This is a genomic window from Streptomyces spectabilis, from assembly GCF_008704795.1.
GTDB classification, from domain to species: domain Bacteria; phylum Actinomycetota; class Actinomycetes; order Streptomycetales; family Streptomycetaceae; genus Streptomyces; species Streptomyces spectabilis.
The window spans coordinates 2636320-2655442 of record NZ_CP023690.1; the positions used below are offsets into that span (position 1 = coordinate 2636320).

The 19123-nt window shown below is 71.9% G+C and carries 17 protein-coding genes; 6 read left to right on the top strand and 11 right to left on the bottom strand.

Annotation, left to right across the window (positions count from 1 at the left end; translation table 11 throughout):
* Positions 1–119: 119 nt before the first annotated feature.
* The 6 genes from whiA to CP982_RS11375 form a co-directional block, all read right to left on the bottom strand.
* Positions 120–1121: a DNA-binding protein WhiA gene (gene whiA, locus CP982_RS11350; protein WP_030687891.1), complete on the bottom strand. Its 1002-nt coding sequence runs from the start codon at positions 1119–1121 to the stop codon at positions 120–122.
* Positions 1112–2128, bottom strand: coding sequence for a gluconeogenesis factor YvcK family protein (locus tag CP982_RS11355; RefSeq protein ID WP_150510404.1), 1017 nt, complete (start codon positions 2126–2128; stop codon positions 1112–1114). The genes whiA and CP982_RS11355 overlap by 10 nt, the downstream gene beginning before the upstream one ends.
* The gene (gene rapZ / locus CP982_RS11360; protein WP_150510405.1) at positions 2125–3060 is read right to left on the bottom strand and encodes an RNase adapter RapZ; all 936 of its coding nucleotides are present in this window, start codon (positions 3058–3060) and stop codon (positions 2125–2127) included. The genes CP982_RS11355 and rapZ overlap by 4 nt, the downstream gene beginning before the upstream one ends.
* Positions 3057–5177 (bottom strand): excinuclease ABC subunit UvrC, encoded by a 2121-nt coding sequence (uvrC, locus tag CP982_RS11365; RefSeq protein ID WP_229879499.1) that lies wholly within the window; start codon positions 5175–5177, stop codon positions 3057–3059. The genes rapZ and uvrC overlap by 4 nt, the downstream gene beginning before the upstream one ends.
* Before the next feature lie 103 nt (positions 5178–5280).
* A complete protein-coding gene (locus tag CP982_RS11370; RefSeq protein ID WP_150510406.1) occupies positions 5281–6165 on the bottom strand; it encodes a hypothetical protein in 885 nt (294 codons plus the stop codon).
* A 5-nt stretch (positions 6166–6170) separates the two neighbouring features.
* Positions 6171–6845 (bottom strand): papain-like cysteine protease family protein, encoded by a 675-nt coding sequence (locus CP982_RS11375; RefSeq protein WP_150510407.1) that lies wholly within the window; start codon positions 6843–6845, stop codon positions 6171–6173.
* A gap of 267 nt (positions 6846–7112) precedes the next feature.
* Here CP982_RS11375 and CP982_RS11380 point away from each other — a divergent pair, with 267 nt between their 5' ends.
* Positions 7113–8057, top strand: coding sequence for a hypothetical protein (locus tag CP982_RS11380; RefSeq protein ID WP_150515423.1), 945 nt, complete (start codon positions 7113–7115; stop codon positions 8055–8057).
* A 53-nt stretch (positions 8058–8110) separates the two neighbouring features.
* Here the strand turns inward: CP982_RS11380 and CP982_RS11385 are convergent, their stop codons facing one another.
* The gene (locus tag CP982_RS11385; RefSeq protein WP_150510408.1) at positions 8111–8533 is read right to left on the bottom strand and encodes a Rieske (2Fe-2S) protein; all 423 of its coding nucleotides are present in this window, start codon (positions 8531–8533) and stop codon (positions 8111–8113) included.
* A gap of 186 nt (positions 8534–8719) precedes the next feature.
* Here CP982_RS11385 and CP982_RS11390 point away from each other — a divergent pair, with 186 nt between their 5' ends.
* Positions 8720–9643, top strand: a complete 924-nt coding sequence (locus CP982_RS11390) for a carbohydrate kinase family protein (RefSeq protein WP_150510409.1) — start codon at positions 8720–8722, stop codon at positions 9641–9643.
* 57 nt (positions 9644–9700) lie between these two features.
* Here CP982_RS11390 and CP982_RS11395 read toward each other — a convergent pair whose 3' ends face one another.
* Complete coding sequence (locus CP982_RS11395; RefSeq protein ID WP_150510410.1) at positions 9701–10561, bottom strand: helix-turn-helix domain-containing protein; 861 nt, start codon at positions 10559–10561, stop codon at positions 9701–9703.
* A 112-nt stretch (positions 10562–10673) separates the two neighbouring features.
* Between CP982_RS11395 and CP982_RS11400 the strand changes: the two genes are divergently transcribed.
* Positions 10674–11240 (top strand): YceI family protein, encoded by a 567-nt coding sequence (locus CP982_RS11400; RefSeq protein WP_150510411.1) that lies wholly within the window; start codon positions 10674–10676, stop codon positions 11238–11240.
* A gap of 83 nt (positions 11241–11323) precedes the next feature.
* On the opposite strand, the gene CP982_RS11405 is transcribed toward CP982_RS11400, so the two are convergent.
* Positions 11324–12115 (bottom strand): crotonase/enoyl-CoA hydratase family protein, encoded by a 792-nt coding sequence (locus CP982_RS11405; protein ID WP_150510412.1) that lies wholly within the window; start codon positions 12113–12115, stop codon positions 11324–11326.
* Between the two features lie 186 nt (positions 12116–12301).
* Positions 12302–15418, bottom strand: a complete 3117-nt coding sequence (uvrA, locus tag CP982_RS11410) for an excinuclease ABC subunit UvrA (RefSeq protein WP_150510413.1) — start codon at positions 15416–15418, stop codon at positions 12302–12304.
* Between the two features lie 221 nt (positions 15419–15639).
* Here uvrA and CP982_RS11415 point away from each other — a divergent pair, with 221 nt between their 5' ends.
* The 3 genes from CP982_RS11415 to CP982_RS11425 all read left to right on the top strand — a co-directional run bounded on the left by CP982_RS11415 (position 15640) and on the right by CP982_RS11425 (position 18537).
* Positions 15640–16347, top strand: coding sequence for a maleylpyruvate isomerase family mycothiol-dependent enzyme (locus CP982_RS11415; RefSeq protein WP_150510414.1), 708 nt, complete (start codon positions 15640–15642; stop codon positions 16345–16347).
* 244 nt (positions 16348–16591) lie between these two features.
* Positions 16592–17830, top strand: a complete 1239-nt coding sequence (locus CP982_RS11420; protein ID WP_150510415.1) for an IS110 family RNA-guided transposase — start codon at positions 16592–16594, stop codon at positions 17828–17830.
* Positions 17831–17880: 50 nt separating this feature from the next.
* On the top strand, positions 17881–18537 hold the full coding sequence (locus CP982_RS11425; protein WP_150510416.1) for an MBL fold metallo-hydrolase: 657 nt from the start codon (positions 17881–17883) through the stop codon (positions 18535–18537).
* A gap of 33 nt (positions 18538–18570) precedes the next feature.
* On the opposite strand, the gene aroQ is transcribed toward CP982_RS11425, so the two are convergent.
* Positions 18571–19044, bottom strand: a complete 474-nt coding sequence (gene aroQ, locus CP982_RS11430) for a type II 3-dehydroquinate dehydratase (RefSeq protein ID WP_150510417.1) — start codon at positions 19042–19044, stop codon at positions 18571–18573.
* Positions 19045–19123 lie beyond the last annotated feature (79 nt).

Sequence of the window (19123 nt, forward strand, 5' to 3'; positions counted from 1 at the left end):
TCACCTCGTGCACGGGTGAGCGCAAATTCCGCGTTTCGGACGCCTCCGGAGCGCCTTCCGGGCCCCGGAAAGCGCTCCGCCGGACCGGCCCTGTCGGGCGGGTCCGGCGGGACGGTCCGTCAGACGGCGAGGTTGTCCGCCATCTCCTCGGTCAGGTCCTCGGTCAGATTGGACTCCGTGCCGGGGATGCCCAGGTCCTGGGCCCGCTTGTCGGCCATCGCGAGCAGACGGCGGATGCGCCCCGCGACGGCGTCCTTGGTCAGCGGCGGGTCGGCGAGCGCGCCCAGCTCCTCGAGGGAGGCCTGCTTGTGCTCCATGCGAAGGCGGCCCGCGGCCGCGAGGTGCTCGGGGACCTCCTCGCCGAGGATCTCCAGGGCGCGCTGCACCCGGGCGCCCGCGGCGACGGCGGCACGGGCCGAGCGGCGCAGATTGGCGTCGTCGAAGTTGGCGAGGCGGTTGGCGGTGGCGCGCACCTCGCGCCGCATCCGCCGCTCCTCCCAGGCGAGCACGGACTCGTGGGCGCCGAGGCGCGTCAGCAGGGCGCCGATCGCGTCCCCGTCACGGACGACGACGCGGTCCACGCCGCGCACCTCGCGGGCCTTCGCGGCGATCTGCAGCCGCCGGGCGGCGCCGACCAGGGCGAGCGCGGCCTCGGGACCGGGGCAGGTCACCTCCAGGGAGGAGGAGCGGCCCGGCTCGGTCAGCGAGCCGTGGGCCAGGAAGGCCCCGCGCCAGGCGGCCTCGGCGTCGCAGGTGGCCCCCGAGACCACCTGCGGCGGCAGACCGCGGATGGGCCGGCCGCGGCCGTCCACCAGGCCGGTCTGGCGGGCCAGCTGGTCGCCGCCCGCGACCACGCGGACCACGTAGCGCGAGCCGCGGCGCAGGCCGCCCGGGGCCATCACGATCAGCTCGGAGCCGTGTCCGAAGATCTCCAGGATGTCCCGCTTGAGGCGGCGCGCCGCCATCGCCGTGTCCAGCTCCGCCTCGATCACGATGCGGCCGCTGACCAGGTGCAGGCCGCCCGCGAACCGCAGGATCGCCGAGACCTCCGCCTTCCTGCAGCAGGTCCGGGTGACGGGAAGCCGGGAGATCTCGTCCTTCACCGCTGCCGTCATCGCCATGGGCCGATCCTTCCATGCATCCGAAAAATACGGTCGTACGCGGCGGCAAGCAGCTCCGGGTCGTGCTTGGGGCTGCCGTCCTCGCGGGCCACCGGCGCCAGCTCCACCGTGGCACCGAACCGCTTGGCGGCATCGGTCAGGGACCCACGGTCGGGCACGGCGGCCTCGTCGGCCAGCACCACGTCCAGGGCGAGTTTAGGGGCGTGTCGGGCCAAAACCTCCAAATGACGCTGCGGAGAGAAGCCTTCGGTTTCTCCGGGCTGCGGCGCGAGGTTGAGCGACAGGACCCGGCGGGCCTTCGTCTCCGTGAGCGCGTCGAGCAGTTCGGGCACGAGCAGGTGCGGGATCACGGAGGAGAACCAGGAGCCGGGCCCGAGGACCACCCAGTCGGCGTCCAGGACGGCGGCCACGGCCTCCGGGACGGCGGGCGGGTCCTGCGGGACCAGGTGCACGGACTGCACCTCGCCGGGCGTCAGCGCCACGGTGGCCTGGCCGCGCACGGTGTCCACGTCGTCCGGGCGCTCCGGGTCGTGGCCCCTGACCAGCGCCTGGAGCTCCAGGGGCACAGCCGACATGGGCAGCACGCGCCCGTGCGCGCCGAGCAGCTTGCCGACCAGGTCGAGCGCCTGGACGTGGTCGCCGAGCTGCTCCCACAGGGCGACGATCAGTACGTTCCCGACCGCGTGCTCGTGCAGGTCGCCGCGGGACTGGAAGCGGTGCTGGATGACCCGGGCCCAGGTCTGGCCCCAGTCGTCGTCGCCGCACAGCGCGGCGAGCGCCTTGCGCAGGTCGCCGGGCGGCAGCACGCCGAGCTCCTGGCGCAGGCGGCCGCTGGAGCCGCCGTCGTCGGCGACGGTGACGACGGCGGTGAGGTCTCCGGTGATGCGGCGCAGGGCGGTGAGCGAGGCGGACAGGCCCATGCCGCCGCCGAGGGCGACGACCTTGGGCTGGGTGCCCCGCTTGCGGCCCAGGCGGTTCAGACGGAGCACCCGGCGGTTGGGCTTCATTCGCGCCCCATGTCCCGGTGGACGATGACCGTTTCGATGCCGGCGGAGGACAGGCTCGCGGCGAGCCTCTCGGACGTGGCGACGGAGCGGTGCTTGCCGCCCGTGCAGCCCACGGCGATGGTCACGTACCGCTTGCCCTCGCGGCGGTAGCCCGCGGCGATCAGCTGGAGCAGCTCGGTGTAGCGGTCGAGGAACTCCTTGGCGCCCGGCTGGTTGAAGACGTACGCCGACACCTCTTCGTTGAGACCGGTGTAGGGGCGCAGCTCCGGGACCCAGTGCGGGTTGGGCAGGAAGCGCATGTCCACCACGAGGTCCGCGTCGACCGGCAGGCCGTACTTGAAGCCGAAGGACATCACCGTGGCCCGCAGCTCGGGCTCCTCGTCGCCCGCGAACTGGGCGTCCATCTTGGCGCGCAGCTCGTGCACGTTCAGGCTGGAGGTGTCGATGACCAGGTCGGCGTCGCCGCGCAGCTCGCGCAGGAGCTCGCGCTCGGCGGCGATGCCGTCGACGATGCGGCCGTCGCCCTGCAGCGGGTGCGGGCGGCGCACCGACTCGAAGCGGCGCACCAGGGCCTCGTCCGAGGACTCCAGGAAGACGATGCGCCGGGTGACGTGCTTGGACTCCAGGTCCGCGAGGGACTCGCGGAGGTTGTCGAAGAAGCGGCGGCCGCGCACGTCGACGACGACCGCGATGCGCGCCACGTTGCCCTGCGAGCGGGCGCCCAGCTCGACCATGGTGGGGATCAGCGCGGGCGGCAGGTTGTCCACGACGAACCAGCCGAGGTCCTCCAGACACTTGGCGGCCGTGCTGCGCCCCGCGCCGGACATGCCGGAGATGATGACCAGCTCCGGGATGGCCGCTTCGGCGGCCTCGCCCGGCTCTATGGTCGTGCCCGTACTCACCTGGGTACCGCCTTCGTCGTGCTCGCTCATGTCTCCATCCCCCGTCGTCGTTCCGGAACGCCCACGTGCGTGGCCGTCCCGCCTTCATCCGGGGCCGCGGTCGGTGTGGCCCCCTTGTCGTGGGACGAGTCTCCCGCCGGTGCGGGCTCCTCGCCTTCTTCCGAGTCTCCCGCCCCCGCGAGGTCCTCGTCTTCCATGATCTCTCCTGTGGCGGTGTTCACGGCGGGGGGCGCCGGTGCCGCCTGGGCGAAGGCCACGAGGACGGCCTCCGCCGTCTTGCGGCCGATGCCCGGAACCTCGCAGATCTGGTCGATGGTGGCGGACCTGAGCCGCTTCAGCGACCCGAAGTGCTTGATCAGTGTCTGCTTCCTGGACTCGCCGAGGCCGGGCACGGCGTCCAGCGGGCTCGCCCTGAACCGCTTGGCCCGTTTGGACCGCTGATACGTGATCGCGAAACGGTGCGCCTCGTCTCGTACGCGCTGGAGCAGATAGAGCCCCTCGCTGGTGCGCGGCAGGACCACGGGGTCGTCGTCGCCGGGCACCCAGACCTCTTCGAGGCGCTTGGCGAGGCCGCAGACCGCGATGTCGTCGATGCCGAGGTCGTCCAGGGCCCGCTGGGCGGCGGCGACCTGCGGCTGGCCGCCGTCCACGACGACGAGCTGCGGCGGATACGCGAACCTCTTGGGGCGCCCGTCCTCCTCGGTCAGGCTCTCCTGGACCTCTTCGGCGGACCACTCCCCCGTCTTCTCCTTCTCGACGAGGTAACGCCGGAAGCGCCGCGTGATCACTTCGTGCATGGACCGGACGTCGTCCTGCCCCTCGAAGCCCTTGATCTGGAAACGGCGGTACTCGCTCTTCCGGGCGAGTCCGTCCTCGAAGACGACCATGGAGGCGACGACGTCGTCGCCCTGGAGGTGCGAGATGTCGTAGCACTCGATGCGCAGCGGCGCGCTGTCAAGCTCCAGGGCGGCGGCGATCTCCTCCAGGGCCCGGGAGCGGGTGGTGAGGTCGGAGGCGCGCTTGGTCTTGTGCAGGACGAGCGACTGCTGGGCGTTGCGCGCGACGGTCTCCATGAGGGCCTTCTTGTCGCCGCGCTGCGGGATGCGCAGGGACACGTTCGACCCGCGGCGCTGGGTGAGCCACTCCTGGACGGGTGCCACGGGGTCGGGCAGCGCGGGGACGAGCACCTCCTTGGGCACGGCGTCGCCGCTCTCCTCGCCGTACAGCTGCTGGAGGGCGTGCTCGACGAGGTCGGCGGTGGTGACGGCCTCGACCTTGTCGGTGACCCAGCCCCGCTGGCCGCGCACGCGTCCGCCGCGTACGTGGAAGATCTGGACGGCGGCCTCCAGCTCGTCCTCGGCGACGGCGATCAGGTCGGCGTCGGTGGCGTCGGCCAGGACGACCGCGCTCTTCTCCATCGCCTTCCTGAGGGCGTCTATGTCGTCGCGGAGGCGGGCCGCGCGCTCGTACTCCATCTCCTCGGCCGCGTCCGTCATCTGACGCTCCAGGCGCCGGATGTACGTGCCGGTGCGGCCCGTCATGAACTCGCAGAAGTCCTCGGCCAGTTCGCGGTGGTCCTCGGCGGAGACGCGGTCCACGCAGGGCGCGGAGCACTTGCCGATGTAGCCGAGCAGGCAGGGGCGGCCGGTGCGGGCGGCGTTCTTGAAGACGCCCGCCGAGCACGTCCGCACGGGGAACACCCGGAGCAGCAGGTCCACGGTGTCGCGGATGGCCCAGGCGTGGCCGTACGGGCCGAAGTAGCGCACGCCCTTCTTCTTCTGACCGCGCATCACCTGCACGCGCGGGAACTCCTCGTTCATCGTCACCGCGAGATAGGGATAGCTCTTGTCGTCGCGGTACTTGACGTTGAAACGCGGGTCGTACTCCTTGATCCAGGTGTACTCCAGCTGGAGCGCGGCGGTCTCCGTGGCGACGACGGTCCACTCCACGGAGGCGGCGCTCGTCACCATGGTGGCCGTGCGCGGGTGCAGGTTCGCCAGGTCCTGGAAGTAGCTGGCGAGGCGCTGGCGCAGGCTCTTGGCCTTCCCGACGTAGATCACACGACGGTGCTCGTCACGGAACTTGTAGACCCCGGGCGAGTCGGGGATCTGTCCCGGCTTGGGGCGGTAGCTGGAAGGGTCGGCCATGTCGGACAGCCTACTGGCGGGGTGTGACATCCCCGCGTCCCGACCGGGACGACCCGCCCGCCCCGGCGGGGCGGGCGGGAGACGTGCCGGCGGGCCGGGCCCGTCAGCCGAGGCGGCGCGAGCGACGCCGGACGAACGCGACCCCGGACAGGCCGAGCGCGACGGCGGCACCGGCGGCGGCCACCGAGGACACCACGGTCACCGGACCGTCCGCGCCACCGGCGGCGGAAGCGGTCCTGCCCGCGGAACCGGGCGCGGCCGCGGGCTTGTCGTAGCCTCCGGCCTTGCCGGACTTCGCGTACGCGGATCCCGGCAGCTTGTCCCCGTACGCCTTGTGCACCCGCCGCTGGTAGGCGGCGACCGTGGTGCCGTTCGCGCCGACGGCACGTATCGCGTCCCGGTCGAGCGGAAGGACCCGCTCCCCCTTCTGCACGTACCAGGCGTTGATCTGGGGCTCCAGGAAGACGGTGCCGCCGGGGAGCTTGTCGCCGCCCACGCGCGCGTAGCGCGTCTCGTCGTTCCCGGTGGCTATGTTCACCACCTGCCAGGAGCCGGACTGCCTGGCCGTCCACAGCGACGCCTTCTGGCCGTCGGAGGAGACCGCCTCGCTGGCGAGGAACTCCATGCGGGCGATCGGTGCGCCCCGCTTGCCCGCGACGAAGTCGGGCGACATGTAGTAGACGGGTACGGCCCGCTCCCCCGTCACGCGCGGCGCGGCCTTCGCCTTGCTGACCGCCCCGTCACGGGCGAAGAACCGGGAGAGCGTGTCGAGGGTCTCCGGGGCCTCGGCCGCGTCGTGGGCGGCGCCCCGGGTGGCCTCGGAGGGCGCGGCGGGCGCGGGTGGCGCCGCCGGTCCTGAGTCGGCGGTGGCGTGCGGCGCCGCGACCCCGAGCAGCAGCGCGGCGGCGGAACCGGCGAGCGCGGCCTTCAGGAGGCGGCCACGGGCGTAACGGCTCTCCACGGAGGCGTGGGGCAGGTGACGGGTCATCGCTCTCACGCCCCGATCCGGTACAGCGAGTGGGTCCAGGAGAAGGTGTTGTTGTTGACGTACCAGGAGTGCGACGCCCAGTTGTACCGGTCGCTCGACGGCCACGGGTCGCCCCAGTACACCCAGCTGTTGGCGGTGTCGTAGCCGTAGATGGTGTGCATGTGGCCGCCGCCGTTGGACCACTGGATGCGGGTCTCGACGGGGCGGTTGGCGTTGACCTCCGCCTGCACGGTGTCGTAGCGCAGCCAGCCGGTGACGTACGAGCCGCGGTTGATGCCCATCCAGCCCAGGGCGTTCTGGACGTTGCCCAGGGTGGCCTGGTTGTTGGGGCACTCGGTGTTCTGGCTGCGGTTGAAGGCGGCGTTGCAGAACTGGTTCTGGGAGTAGTTCTTGCCCAGGTAGGTGGCGATGGTGTTGCCCGCCGCCGCCCAGCACCAGTTGGTCTTCTGCTGCGCCTGCATGGTGACGTTCAGGCGCTTGGCGGCGAGGACGGACGGCTCCGCGGCGGCGCGGGCGCCGGCCGCCGGGGACGACGCGGAGGACGCTGCGGAGCGCGGCGCCGAGGTGTCGTGCGGGGCCGCCGCGGCCGTGGCCGTCGGCACGGCCAGCACGGCCGTCACGGCGACGGCGAGGGCGGACAGCCGTCTTTGCCGACTGGAGTTGCTGGATCTGTGGTGCATCGCGGTCCTCCCGAGCAGTGGGGGTTTGAGGTGGAGGAACGCGTCCGGACGCTGGATTGAGCATCAAGCCTTGTTGACTTCCGGTCAACACGCTTCAATGCGGGGTTAATGGAACCGTGAACAACAGCCCACCCCTGTGAACACCGGCCGTACGCTCACCTGGTCGCCCGCTCCGATCAGCGCGTACACACCCACGGTCTGTGTGAACGTTCACAGAAAGGACCAGCGGTGCGGCCCGCGCCCTCCCCCACGCAGCCCCCCACCCGCCTGCCCGCCTCTCCCCTCGCGGACACCGTCCCCGCGGAGCTGGCCTCCGCCCTGCGCACCGGCCCCTTCCACGTCGCGCTGCGCGCGGCGATCGCCGCGCGCAGGCTGCCCCTGCAACGCGTCCGCCACCACCTCGCGCGCCACGGCGTCAGCGTCGGGGTGACCAGCCTCAGCTACTGGCAGCAGGGCGCCCGCCGCCCGCAGCGCGCCGAGTCGCTGCGGGCCGTCCGCGCCCTGGAGCAGATACTCGACCTCCCCGAGGAGTCACTGATCCGGCTGCTCGCCCGCGCCGACGAGCGCCCCGACGGGGAACGGCCCCCCGCCCGTTCGTACCGCTCCCTGGTGGAGGCCGCCGACGTCCTGCAGGCGCTCCTGGCCGAGTTGGGGTCCCCGCTCGACGGCGGCCTGCACACCGTGGGCCACCACGAGCGCGTCCGCATCGGCGCGGACCGCGAGCTGCTCGGCCGCGACTCGGAGCACATCGTGCGGGCGCACCGGGACGGTGTGGACCGCTACGTCGCCATCCACCACGGCGACCCCGGCTGCGCGCCCGAGCGCACCCGGATCCTCGCCCTGGACAACTGCCGCACCGGGCGCGTCCGCTGGCACCACGACACCGGCGTCCTGGTGGCCGAGCTGCTCTTCGACGCACGGCTGCGCACCGGCGAGACGCACATGTTCCGCTACGGCTTCGAGGACGGCACGGCCGGAGCGAGCGGCGAGTACTTCCGCGGCTTCAGCTTCGCGGGCGGCCAGTACGCCCTCCAGGTCCGCTTCGCCAAGGGCGCCCTGCCCGTGCGCTGCCATCGCTTCACACAGCACTCGGCGGCCGCCCCGCGCGCGGGGCGCCGGGAGCTGACGCTGAGCGGCAGCCACCGGTCGGTGCACCTCGTGGAGCCGCAGGTGCGGGCCGGGATCATCGGGATCGAGTGGGACTGGGAGTGAGCGCCCGGGCCCGCCCGGCGCCGCCCCTGATCCCGCCCGGGCACCGGTCCCGCTCAGGCCCCGGGGCCCGCCACGATCTTGCCGCCCGCCACCTTCACGGGCAGCTCCTCCAGGGGCGCGACGGCGGGCTCCTTCAGCACCTTGCCGTTCTTCGCGTCGAACTGGCTGCCGTGGCAGTGGCAGATCAGCCTGCTGCCCTGGAGCTTGTTGATGGGGCACCGCGCGTGCGTGCAGATCGTGCTGAACGCCTTGTACTCGTCGTCCGCGATCCGGCTCACCACCACGTTGTGGTCGCCGTACAGCTTCGAGGCGCCCACCGCCACCTCGTCGGCCGCGCCCAGGTCCACCGGCTCCGTCGGCGCCGAGCGGTTGCCCTTGCCGTCGCCGGACGAGCAGGCCGTCAGACCGAGCCCGGCGACCGGGACGAGCGCGGCCGCTCGCAGCACGGCGCGACGGGCGTGGGGGGTGCCGGACATGAGGTCTCCACAGGTCAGGAGGGTTTGGCGACGGGGCAGACCCTACCGTTACGGACCTTCGGGACCGCGTCCGGCACGGGCGTGACCGTGTCGGCCCGCGCCGTGACCGAGTGCCGCCCGCCCCGGTCCGGCCCCGCGCACAGGCTCTAGCCTGTGCGCAAGCGGAGCGCAGGAAAGGACCTCTCAGTGATAGTCGCCGCAGGTGAAGCCCTCATCGACCTCGTTCCGCAGGACGCCGGTTCGCCCGCGGGCGCGGGGCTCTCCCCGCTCGCGCCCCGGCTCGGCGGCGGCCCCTTCAACACCGCGGTCGCGCTCGGCCGCCTCGGCTCCCCCGCCGCCTTCTGCTCCCGGATCTCGTACGACGCGTTCGGCGAGGCCCTGCTCGCGCGGCTGCGGGCGGCGGACGTCGACGTCTCGTGGGTGCAGCGCGGCGCCGAGCCGACGACCCTTGCCGTGGCCTCGATCGCCGCGGACGGCTCGGCCGACTACTCCTTCTACGTCGACGGCACGGCCGACCGGCTCTTCGCCGCGCCCGCGCGGCTCCCCGACGGCGTCCGGGCCATGATCTTCGGAACCTGCTCCATGGTCCTGGAGCCGGGCGCGAGCGCGTACGAGGAGCTGATGCGGCGCGCGGCGGCGGAGGGCGTGTTCACGGCCCTCGACCCCAACATCCGGGACGGGCTCATCCGCGACCCGGACGCCTACCGCGCCCGCTTCAAGAGCTGGCTGCCGTCGGTGGCGCTCCTGAAGCTGTCGGAGGAGGACGCGCGGTGGCTGGGCGGCACGCCCGAGGAGTGGCTGGCGTCCGGGCCCGCCGCCGTCGTGGTCACGCGGGGCGGCGAGGGCCTGTCGGTGCTCACGCGCGCGTGCGGCGAGATCAGCGTGCCGGGCGTCCCCGTGGACGTCGTGGACACGATCGGCGCGGGCGACACGGTCAACGCCGCGCTGCTGCACGGCCTGGCCGCCCGGGACGCGCTCTCGGCGGACGCCGTGGCCGAGCTCGACGCCGGGGCGTGGACGGATGTCCTGCGGTTCGCGGCGCGCGCTGCGGCCGTGACCTGCTCACGGGCGGGCGCCGAGCCGCCGTACGCCGCGGAGGTGGACGCGTAGACGCGTAGGGGTCCGCCCGAGCGGTCCGCGCGTGCTGGTGTGTCCGCGCGTGCCGTCTCAGCCGCTGACCGCGCGCAGGCCGCCCGGCTGGCGGCCGTTCAGCCGGTCGAGCGCGGCCGACGTGGCGTCGTCGGCCGGGAGGTGCACCAGCAGGCGCTGCCCGTCGACGTCGGGCATGGCGAGCGACTCGTACGCGAGCCGCAAGGCGCCCACCTGCGGATGGGCGAGGCGCTGCACACCGCTGCGGCGCGGCACCGCGGGCACGGCCCGGACGCGATCGGCGAACGGCGCTCCGGCGAGGACCGTCAACTCGTCCACGAACTGCAGCACATGGGGGTCGATCAACGGCGATTCGCTTCTGAGGTGCGCGATCTGCTCGTCGGCGACGCGCTCCCACTCGGGGAAGGCGGTGCGGGCCCGCTCGTCGGTGAAGACGAACCGCAGCAGATTGGGCCGGTCTCCGTCGAGCAACCCCAGCGGGCGGGCGACGCGTTCGTAACCCGTCGTGTACGCGATGACGTCGCTGAGCCGGTTGAGCAGCACGGCCGGAGTGGGCTCCAGGCGGGCGACGACGGCCCGCACGGTCGGGCGCACTTCCCGGGCCGGGGGCGGGGCCGCCGTGCAGCACGGGTTGTCGGCGCCGTTGCTCGCCTTTTCGAGGCGGCGCAGGTGGATGCGCTCCTCGATGGTCAGGCGCAGCGTGTCGGCGAGCGCGCCGAGGACCTGCGCCGACGGGTTGCGGTCACGGCCCTGTTCGAGACGGGTGAGGTACTCGACGCTGATGCCCGCGAGCGTGGCGACCTCGGAGCGGCGCAACCCGGGGGTGCGCCGGCGCGGCCCGCTGGGCAGGCCGACCTCGGTGGGAGTGACGGCTTCCCGGCGCGTACGCAGGAAGGCGCCCAACTCGTTGTCGCTCACCCCGCGAACGTACCAGGGGGTGACGAGGGTGGCGGGCCCGGATCGTGGCCCTGTCACTACCAGTCTCAGCCCGGCCTTCCTCCGCCTCCCGGCCCGTCCCAGAGTGGTCGGCATGAGCTTCGAAACCGCTGACGCCACCGTTGCCACCGCCCCTCTTCCGCTGCCCGCGGGCCGCTGGGCCATCGATCCGTTCCACTCCGCGGTGAACTTCACGATCCGCCACCTGGGCATCTCCAAGGTGCGGGGCCGCTTCGCCGAGTTCGACGCGGAGCTCGTCGTGGGCGAGACCCTGGAGACCAGCTCCGTGACGTCCACGATCCAGCTGGCGTCGATCGACACCGGCAACGCCGACCGCGACGCGCACGTCCGCGCCTCCGACCTGCTCGACGTGGAGCGCCGCCCCACGATGGCCTTCCGCTCGACGCGCCTCCACGGCGCCGGCGAGGACTGGACGATGGAGGGCGAGCTGACCATCGGCGAGGTGACGCGTCCGGTGACGCTCGCCGTGGAGTTCGGCGGGCTCGGTGAGTTCGGGGACGTCCGGCACGCCGGTTTCGAGGCGACGGGCGAGATCCGGCGCAGCGAGTACGGCCTGTCCTTCGCTCCCGGGATGCTCGGTGAGGTCGTCAAGATCCAGCTGGACATGCAGTTCCTGGAGCCCGGGAAGGGCGACGCGTAGCCCGGGGCGTCGCGCTCTCGCCGTTGCCGTCGCCGCCCCCCTGTCGCTGCCGTTGTCCTCGTCGTCCTCGTCGTCCTCGTCGTTCAGCCGTCACCGAAGGCGCCGTGCCGTCCCGCTCCGGCGGTGAAACGGGCGGCGCCTTCGGCCGCTTCGGCGAGCGCGTGCAGGCCGTGCCGCAACTCGCCCGCCAGCGCCCGCTGTTCGGGCAGCCCGTGCTGTTCACGGGCGGAGAGCCGGTCGTGCCGCAGACAGGTCTGCGGGAACGCGGCGATCTCGGCGGCCAGCCGCTCGGCGGCGGCACGGGCGGCGCCCTTCGGTACGACGCGGTTGACGAGCCCCATCCCGAGGGCCTCGGCGGCGTCCACGGGGCGCCCGGTGAGGATCAGGTCCATGGCGCGTCCCTCGCCGATGATCCGGGGCAGCCGCACCGTCCCGCCGTCGATGAGCGGCACGCCCCAGCGGCGGCAGAACACGCCGAGCACGGCGTCGTCCTCCGCGACCCGCAGATCGCACCAGAGGGCCAGCTCCAGGCCGCCCGCCACGGCGTGCCCGGAGATCGCGGCGATGACGGGCTTGGTCAGCGCGAGGCGGGTGGGCCCCATCGGGCCGTCGTGCACGCCGTCCACCTCGGCGACGTCGTTGCTGTCCGGGGTGTTCATCGCCTTGAGGTCGGCGCCCGCGCAGAAGGTGCCGCCTTCGCCCCACAGAACGGCGACGGACGCGTCCGGGTCGGCCTCAAAGGCCCGGAAGGCGTCGGCCAGGGCGCGGGCGGTGGGTCCGTCGACGGCATTCCGTACGTCCGGGCGGGAGAGGACCACGGTGGTGACGGATCCGCTCCGCTCGGTGCGGACGGCGGGCGCTGCGGGTGTGGGCATCTCGTCCGTCTCCCTGGTCGTCGTACGGGTCCCGGCGCCGGGCGCAGTCGGTCCCGGTTGCCTCAGCCGATCACGGTGGGGCGCCGCGCGACAAGCCAAGGACGCGCCGTCCTTGCGGAGGGCGCGTCCCTGGTGTGCGGCCTGGCCTGAGGCCTGGCGCGGTCGGGCCTCGCGGCCCGCGCGTGGTCAGGCCTTGCGGCTGCGTGCCGTCGCCTTCTTCGCGGGGGCCTTCTTCGCGACCGCCTTCTTGGCAGCGGTCTTCTTCGTGGCTGCCTTCTTGGCGGGGGCCTTCTTGGCGGGGGCCTTCTCGGCGGCGCCCTTGGTGGCGGCCGTCGCCTTCTTCGCGGCGGCGGTCTTGGTCGTCCTGGCCGTCGCCGTCTTCTTCGCGGGGGCGGAGGTGGCCGCGACGGCCGCCTTCTTCCGCGTGCGCCGCGCCGGCGGCGCGCCCGCGTCGCTGATGCGGTCGGCGACGACGATGTCCCGCAGGAACTTGCCCGTGTGGCTCGCGGGGACTCCGGCGACCTGCTCGGGGGTGCCTTCGGCGATGACGAGGCCGCCGCCGCTGCCGCCCTCCGGGCCCATGTCGACGACCCAGTCGGCCGTCTTGATCACGTCGAGGTTGTGCTCGATGACGATGACCGTGTTGCCCTTGTCGACGAGGCCGGACAGGACCTTGATGAGCTTGCTGATGTCCTCGAAGTGCAGACCGGTGGTCGGCTCGTCCAGGACGTAGACCGTGCGGCCCGTGGAGCGCTTCTGCAGCTCGCTCGCCAGCTTGACGCGCTGGGCCTCGCCGCCGGAGAGCGTGGGCGCGGGCTGGCCGAGGCGGACGTACCCGAGGCCCACTTCGTGGAGGGTCTTCAGGTGGCGGGCGATGCCGGGGACCGCCTCGAAGAAGCCGAGCGCCTCCTCGATCGGCATGTCGAGGACCTCGGCGATGGACTTGCCCTTGTAGTGCACGTCCAGCGTCTCGCGGTTGTACCGCGCGCCGTGGCAGACCTCGCACGGGACGTACACGTCCGGGAGGAAGTTCATCTCGATCTTGATGGTGCCGTCGCCGGAGCAGTTCTCGCAGCGGCCGCCCTTCACGTTGAACGAGAAGCGTCCGGGGAGGTAGCCGCGGACCTTGGCCTCCGTGGTCTCCGCGAAGAGCTTGCGGACGTGGTCGAAGACGCCGGTGTACGTCGCCGGGTTCGACCGGGGGGTGCGGCCGATGGGCGACTGGTCGACGTGGACGACCTTGTCGACGAGGTCGTCGCCGTCCACGCGCGTGTGGCGGCCGGGGACCGAGCGCGCGCCGTTCAGCTCCCGGGCCAGGTGCGTGTACAGGATGTCGTTCACGAGGGTCGACTTGCCGGAGCCGGAGACGCCCGTGACGGCGGTGAGCACGCCGAGGGGGAAGGAGACGTCGATGTCCTGGAGGTTGTTCTCCCGGGCGCCGTGCACCGTGAGCCGGCGGCTCGGGTCGGCGGGGCGGCGCACGTCGGGGAGCGGGATCTCCTTCTTGCCCGACAGATACTGGCCCGTCATGGACTTGTCGTTGGCGAGCAGCTCCTTCAGGGAGCCGCTGTGCACGACCTTGCCGCCGTGCTCGCCCGCGCCGGGGCCGATGTCGACGACCCAGTCGGCGACCTTGATGGTGTCCTCGTCGTGCTCGACCACGATGAGGGTGTTGCCCATGTCGCGGAGCCGGACCAGGGTCTCGATGAGTCGGTGGTTGTCCCGCTGGTGCAGGCCGATGGAGGGCTCGTCGAGGACGTAGAGCACGCCGACCAGGCCGGAGCCGATCTGGGTGGCCAGGCGGATGCGCTGGGCCTCGCCGCCGGAGAGGGTGCCCGCGGCGCGGTTCAGCGAGAGGTAGTCGAGGCCGACGTCGACGAGGAAGCGCAGCCGCTCGTTGACCTCCTTGAGGACGCGCTCGGCGATCTTCTTGTCGCGGGCGGTCAGCTTCAGCTGGGCGAGGAAGTCCGCGCAGTCGCTGATGGACATCGCGGAGACCTCGGCGATGGACCTCCCCATCACCGTGACGGCCAGGATGATCGGCTTCAGGCGCGTGCCCTCACAGGTGGGGCAGGGCACCTCGCGCATATAGCCCTCGAAGCGCTCGCGGCTGGAGTCGCTCTCGGCCTCGGAGTGGCGCCGCTTGACGAAGGGGACGGCGCCTTCGAAGGCGGTGGTGTACACCCGCTCGCGGCCGTACCGGTTGCGGTAGCGGACTTCGATCTGGGTCTTGTGGCCGTACAGCAGGGCCTTCTTGGCGCGCTGCGGGAGGCCCGCCCAGGGCATGTCCATGGAGAAGCCGAGCGCGTCGGCGAGGGCGCCGACGAGACGCGCGAAGTAGTCCTTGGTGTGGCCGTGCGACCAGGGGTGGATGGCGCCCTCGTTGAGCGACTTCTCCTCGTCCGGGACGAGGAGCTCGGGGTCGACCTCCATGCGGGTGCCGATGCCGGTGCAGTCGGGGCAGGCGCCGAAGGGCGCGTTGAACGAGAAGGAGCGGGGCTCCAGCTCCTCGAAGGACAGGTCGTCGTACGGGCAGTAGAGGTGCTCCGAGTACATCCGCTCGCGCTCGGGGTCGTCCTCGGGGAGGTCGACGAAGTCGAGCACGACCATGCCGCCGGAGAGGCCGAGCGCGGTCTCCACGGAGTCGGTCAGGCGGCGCTTGGCGCTCTCCTTGACCGTGAGGCGGTCGACGACCACCTCGATGGTGTGCTTCTCCTGCTTCTTGAGCTGGGGCGGCTCGGAGAGCTGGATGGTGGCGCCGTCGACCCGGGCGCGGCTGTACCCCTTCGTCTGGAGATCGGCGAAGAGGTCGACGAACTCGCCCTTGCGCTCGCGCACCAGCGGCGACAGGACCTGGAAGCGGCTGCCCTCGGGCAGCTCGAGGACCTTGTCGACGATGGCCTGCGGCGACTGGCGGCTGATCGGGCGGCCGCACTCGGGGCAGTGCGGCTTGCCGATGCGCGCGAACAGCAGGCGCAGGTAGTCGTACACCTCGGTGATGGTGCCGACCGTCGAGCGCGGATTGCGCGAGGTCGACTTCTGGTCGATGGAGACCGCGGGCGAGAGGCCCTCGATGAAGTCGACGTCCGGCTTGTCCATCTGGCCGAGGAACTGGCGCGCGTACGACGAGAGGGACTCGACGTACCGGCGCTGGCCCTCGGCGAAGATCGTGTCGAACGCGAGCGAGGACTTGCCGGATCCGGACAGACCGGTGAAGACGATGAGGGAGTCACGCGGGAGGTCGAGCGAGACGTTCTTGAGATTGTGCTCGCGCGCGCCACGGACGATGAGACGGTCGGCCACGCCGGTCCGCACCTTTCTTGAGAGAAGTGACAGGGGCGGGGCCCCCGTCCTTCACAGACTAGGGCGACCCACTGACAACGCCGGGCCGGAACCTGTGGTTGATGAAACCCGGACCATCAAGAGTGCCCGATGCCGCCACCGAGCGTATAGCACGGACATTCGATTTGAGGGGGTGCTCCACCGCCTTCACCCGAACGTGTGGCGGGGCTATCGTCTGGCCCATGATTGATCATGTGCGCGACCTGGCGTCTGTACGTGACGCGACCGAAAGACTGCTGAGCGCAGTCTCCGCATGGGACAACGCCGCGACCGCCGAGCCGTCACGGCTTCCGGGCTGGAGCCGCGGCCACGTCCTCACCCACCTGGCACGCAACGCCGACGCGCTGGTAAACGTTCTCGCAGGCCGCCCCATGTACGCGAGCGCCGAGGCGCGCGACGGCGACATCGAGCGGGGCGCGCCGCGCCCCCTGGCCGAGCAGATCGAGGACCTGCGGCTCTCCGCGGCCCGCTTCCAGGACGAGGCCGACCGGCCCGCGGACTGGTCCCGGACGGTGGAGCTGCGCAACGGCGTCACGGACTCCGCCTCCCGGGTGCCGTTCCGGCGGTGGATCGAGATGGAGCTGCACCACGTCGACCTGGGCGTGGGGTACGAGCTGGAGGACCTGCCCGCCGACTTCGTGGAGCGCGAGATCGCCTTCCTCGCGGACCGCTTCCTGGGGAAGGCCGACGTCCCCGCGACCCGTGTCACCGACGGCACGCGCGCGTGGAGCACGGGCCGCGCCCTGGAGGGCGGGGAGAAGCCGGAGGTCACGGTCAGCGGCCCGGCACCCGCTCTGCTCGGCTGGCTCGCCGGCCGCCGCGACCCGGCGGAGCTCGCCGCCGCCCTGACCGTCGAGGGCGGCCCGCTCCCCTCTCTGCCCCCTCTCTAGGACGGATTAGCAATCCGAGCGCCCTGCGCGCGCCGCCCCGAGGGCGCGAAAATGGCCTTGCGGCCGTCCGGTTGACGTCGTTCAGCCTTGGCGTGTCCGAGCCCGTGGATTAGCAAGACGCTGGAGATCACTCGACAGGCACCCGGAAGTGTTGCTTCGAGCACGAGTATCAGGATCTTTCGCCTTCCGGATCTCCCCGGGCGGCCGTGCGCGGGGCGAACGGCCCAAGGGAGGTGCCGGAGCGATGGACGTGGTCTACGAGCGGTGTGCGGGGATCGACATCAGCAAGGCTGACGTGAAGGTCTGTATCCGGGTGCCCGGTGCCGGCAGGCGGCGCCGGGGCGAGGTGCGGACCTTCACGTCGATGACCTCCGGTCTGCTGGCCATGCGGGACTGGCTGCTGGCCGAAGGGGTCACCGTGGTCGGCATGGAGGCGACCGGGATCTACTGGAAGCCGGTGTTCTACCTGCTGGAGCACGACATGGAGTGCTGGCTGCTCAACGCCCGTCACATGAAGGCCGTGCCGGGCCGCAAGACGGACGTGAAGGACTCGGAGTGGATCGCCAAGCTCGTCGAGCACGGCCTGGTCCGTGCTTCGTTCGTGCCTCCGGAGCCGATCCGCCAGCTGCGGGACCTCACCCGCTACCGCACCGAGGTGATCCGCGAGCGCACCCGGGAAGCCCAGCGGCTGGAGAAGCTCCTGGAGGACGCCGGGATCAAGCTGTCCTGCGTGGTCAGTGACATCCTGGGCGTGTCCGGACGGGCCATGCTGGAGGCCCTGATCACAGGTGAACGGGACCCGCGGGTGCTCGCGGACCTGGCCAAGCGCCGCCTGCGGTTGAAGATCCCGGACCTGATCGAGGCCCTGACCGGCCGTTTCGGTGACCACCACGCCTTCCTCGCGAGGGCGATGCTGGACCGGATCGACGCCGCCACCGCGATGGAGGTGCGCCTCAGTGCCCGGATCGGGACCGCGCTGGAGCCGATGCGTCGCAGCGTGGACCTGCTGACCACCATCCCCGGTGTCAGCACCCGGGCCGCGGAGGTGATCCTGGCCGAGATCGGTGCGGACATGGCCCGGTTCGCCTCGGCCGAGCATCTGGCCTCCTGGGCCGGCGTCTGCCCGGGCAACCACGAGTCCGCGGGGCGCCAGCCCACGGGACGGACTCGGCACGGCGACCCCTGGCTCAAGGCCGCGCTGGGCCAGTCCGCGATGGCCGCCGCCCGTACCAAGAACACCTACCTCGCCGCCCGCTACCGACGCCTGGTCGCCCGCCGCGGCAAACGCCGGGCGGTGGTCGCCCTGGAACACTCCCTCCTGATCGCCGTCTGGCACATGCTCACCCACGGCGTCCCGCACCAGGACCTCGGCGGCGACTACTTCCTGGAACGCACCGGGAAGACCCGGGCCACCCGACGGCTCATCAGCCAGCTCAACCAACTCGGCTACCAGGTCAGCCTGCAGCCCACCGGGACTTCCTGACCCCCAGTTGATGTTTGCCAACGAAGAATTTTCGTATCAGGCTGACTTCCATGACGTACAGCGGAGCGGTGAAGATCGGTGGACCCGCGGACGTGCACGAGCTGCGGGACCTGATGATCTCCAAGGTCGCGGTCGGGCCGATGAACAACAACGCCTATCTGCTGCGCTGTCGGGCCACCGACGAGCAGCTCCTGATCGACGCGGCGAACGAGTCCGGGACCCTGCTGACCCTGATCGGTGACGACGGCATCGCCGCCGTCGTCACCACGCATCAGCACGGGGACCACTGGCAGGCCCTGGAGGAGGTCGTCGGGGCGACGGGCGCGCGGACGTACGCGGGCCGCGAGGACGCCGAGGGCATCCCGGTGCCGACGGACGTCCTCGTGGACGACGGCGACACGATCGAATTCGGCCGGATCTCGCTCACCGCGCGCCATCTCGTGGGCCACACTCCGGGCTCGATCGCGCTGGTCTACGACGACCCGCACGGCCATCCGCACGTCTTCACGGGCGACTGCCTCTTCCCCGGGGGCGTCGGCAACACCTGGGAGGACCCGGAGCGGTTCGCGAGCCTCATCGGCGACGTCGAGACGAAGATCTTCGGCACGCTTCCGGACGAGACCTGGGTCTACCCCGGGCACGGCGACGACACGACGCTCGGCGCCGAGCGCCCGCACCTGGCGGAGTGGCGCGAGCGCGGCTGGTGAACGGCCGGGCGGCGCCGGGACCCGGCGCCGCCGTCAGCCCCGCGCCGCTCCGGCAGCGGCGAGCGCGGCCACCCGCTCCACTCCGAACACGTACCCCTGCACCCCGCACCCCGCGATGACGCCGTCGGCGCGCTGCGAGACGTACGAGTGGTGCCGGAAGGCCTCCCGCTGGTGGATGTTGGAGATGTGGACCTCCACCACCGGCATGCCGTCACAGGTGTTGAGCGCGTCCAGGATCGCGACGGACGTGTGGGAGTAGGCAGCGGGGTTGATGACGATGCCCACGTGGTTCTCGCGCGCCTCGTGGATCCAGTCCACCAGCTCGCCCTCGTGGTTGGACTGCCTGAGGTCGACCGACCCGCCGTGCGCCGCGGCCGCCTCGGCGCACCGGGCCTCCACGTCGGCGAGCGTGTCGGTGCCGTAGATCTCCGGCTGCCGCTTGCCCAGGAGGTTCAGATTGGGCCCGTTCAGGATCATGATCGGAGCGGTGGCGAGGGTGTGGGGCACAGGGACCTCCGTGCGTCGGGCTGCTGCTCACAGACGGTCTATCACGGTGCGTCGGAGGCCGTTCCTCACGGTGCGTCAC

Bases quoted from the DNA above. Each gene is read 5' to 3' on its own strand.
- CP982_RS11420 (WP_150510415.1), top strand. From the start codon at position 16,592: ATGGACGTGGTCTACGAGCGGTGTGCGGGGATCGACATCAGCAAGGCT.
- CP982_RS11425 (WP_150510416.1), top strand. From the start codon at position 17,881: ATGACGTACAGCGGAGCGGTGAAGATCGGTGGACCCGCGGACGTGCAC.
- CP982_RS11355 (WP_150510404.1), bottom strand. From the start codon at position 2,128: ATGAAGCCCAACCGCCGGGTGCTCCGTCTGAACCGCCTGGGCCGCAAG.
- CP982_RS11415 (WP_150510414.1), top strand. From the start codon at position 15,640: ATGATTGATCATGTGCGCGACCTGGCGTCTGTACGTGACGCGACCGAA.
- uvrC (WP_229879499.1), bottom strand. From the start codon at position 5,177: ATGGCCGACCCTTCCAGCTACCGCCCCAAGCCGGGACAGATCCCCGAC.
- CP982_RS11400 (WP_150510411.1), top strand. From the start codon at position 10,674: ATGAGCTTCGAAACCGCTGACGCCACCGTTGCCACCGCCCCTCTTCCG.
- CP982_RS11370 (WP_150510406.1), bottom strand. From the start codon at position 6,165: ATGACCCGTCACCTGCCCCACGCCTCCGTGGAGAGCCGTTACGCCCGT.
- rapZ (WP_150510405.1), bottom strand. From the start codon at position 3,060: ATGAGCGAGCACGACGAAGGCGGTACCCAGGTGAGTACGGGCACGACC.
- CP982_RS11375 (WP_150510407.1), bottom strand. From the start codon at position 6,845: ATGCACCACAGATCCAGCAACTCCAGTCGGCAAAGACGGCTGTCCGCC.
- CP982_RS11385 (WP_150510408.1), bottom strand. From the start codon at position 8,533: ATGTCCGGCACCCCCCACGCCCGTCGCGCCGTGCTGCGAGCGGCCGCG.
- whiA (WP_030687891.1), bottom strand. From the start codon at position 1,121: ATGGCGATGACGGCAGCGGTGAAGGACGAGATCTCCCGGCTTCCCGTC.
- CP982_RS11405 (WP_150510412.1), bottom strand. From the start codon at position 12,115: ATGCCCACACCCGCAGCGCCCGCCGTCCGCACCGAGCGGAGCGGATCC.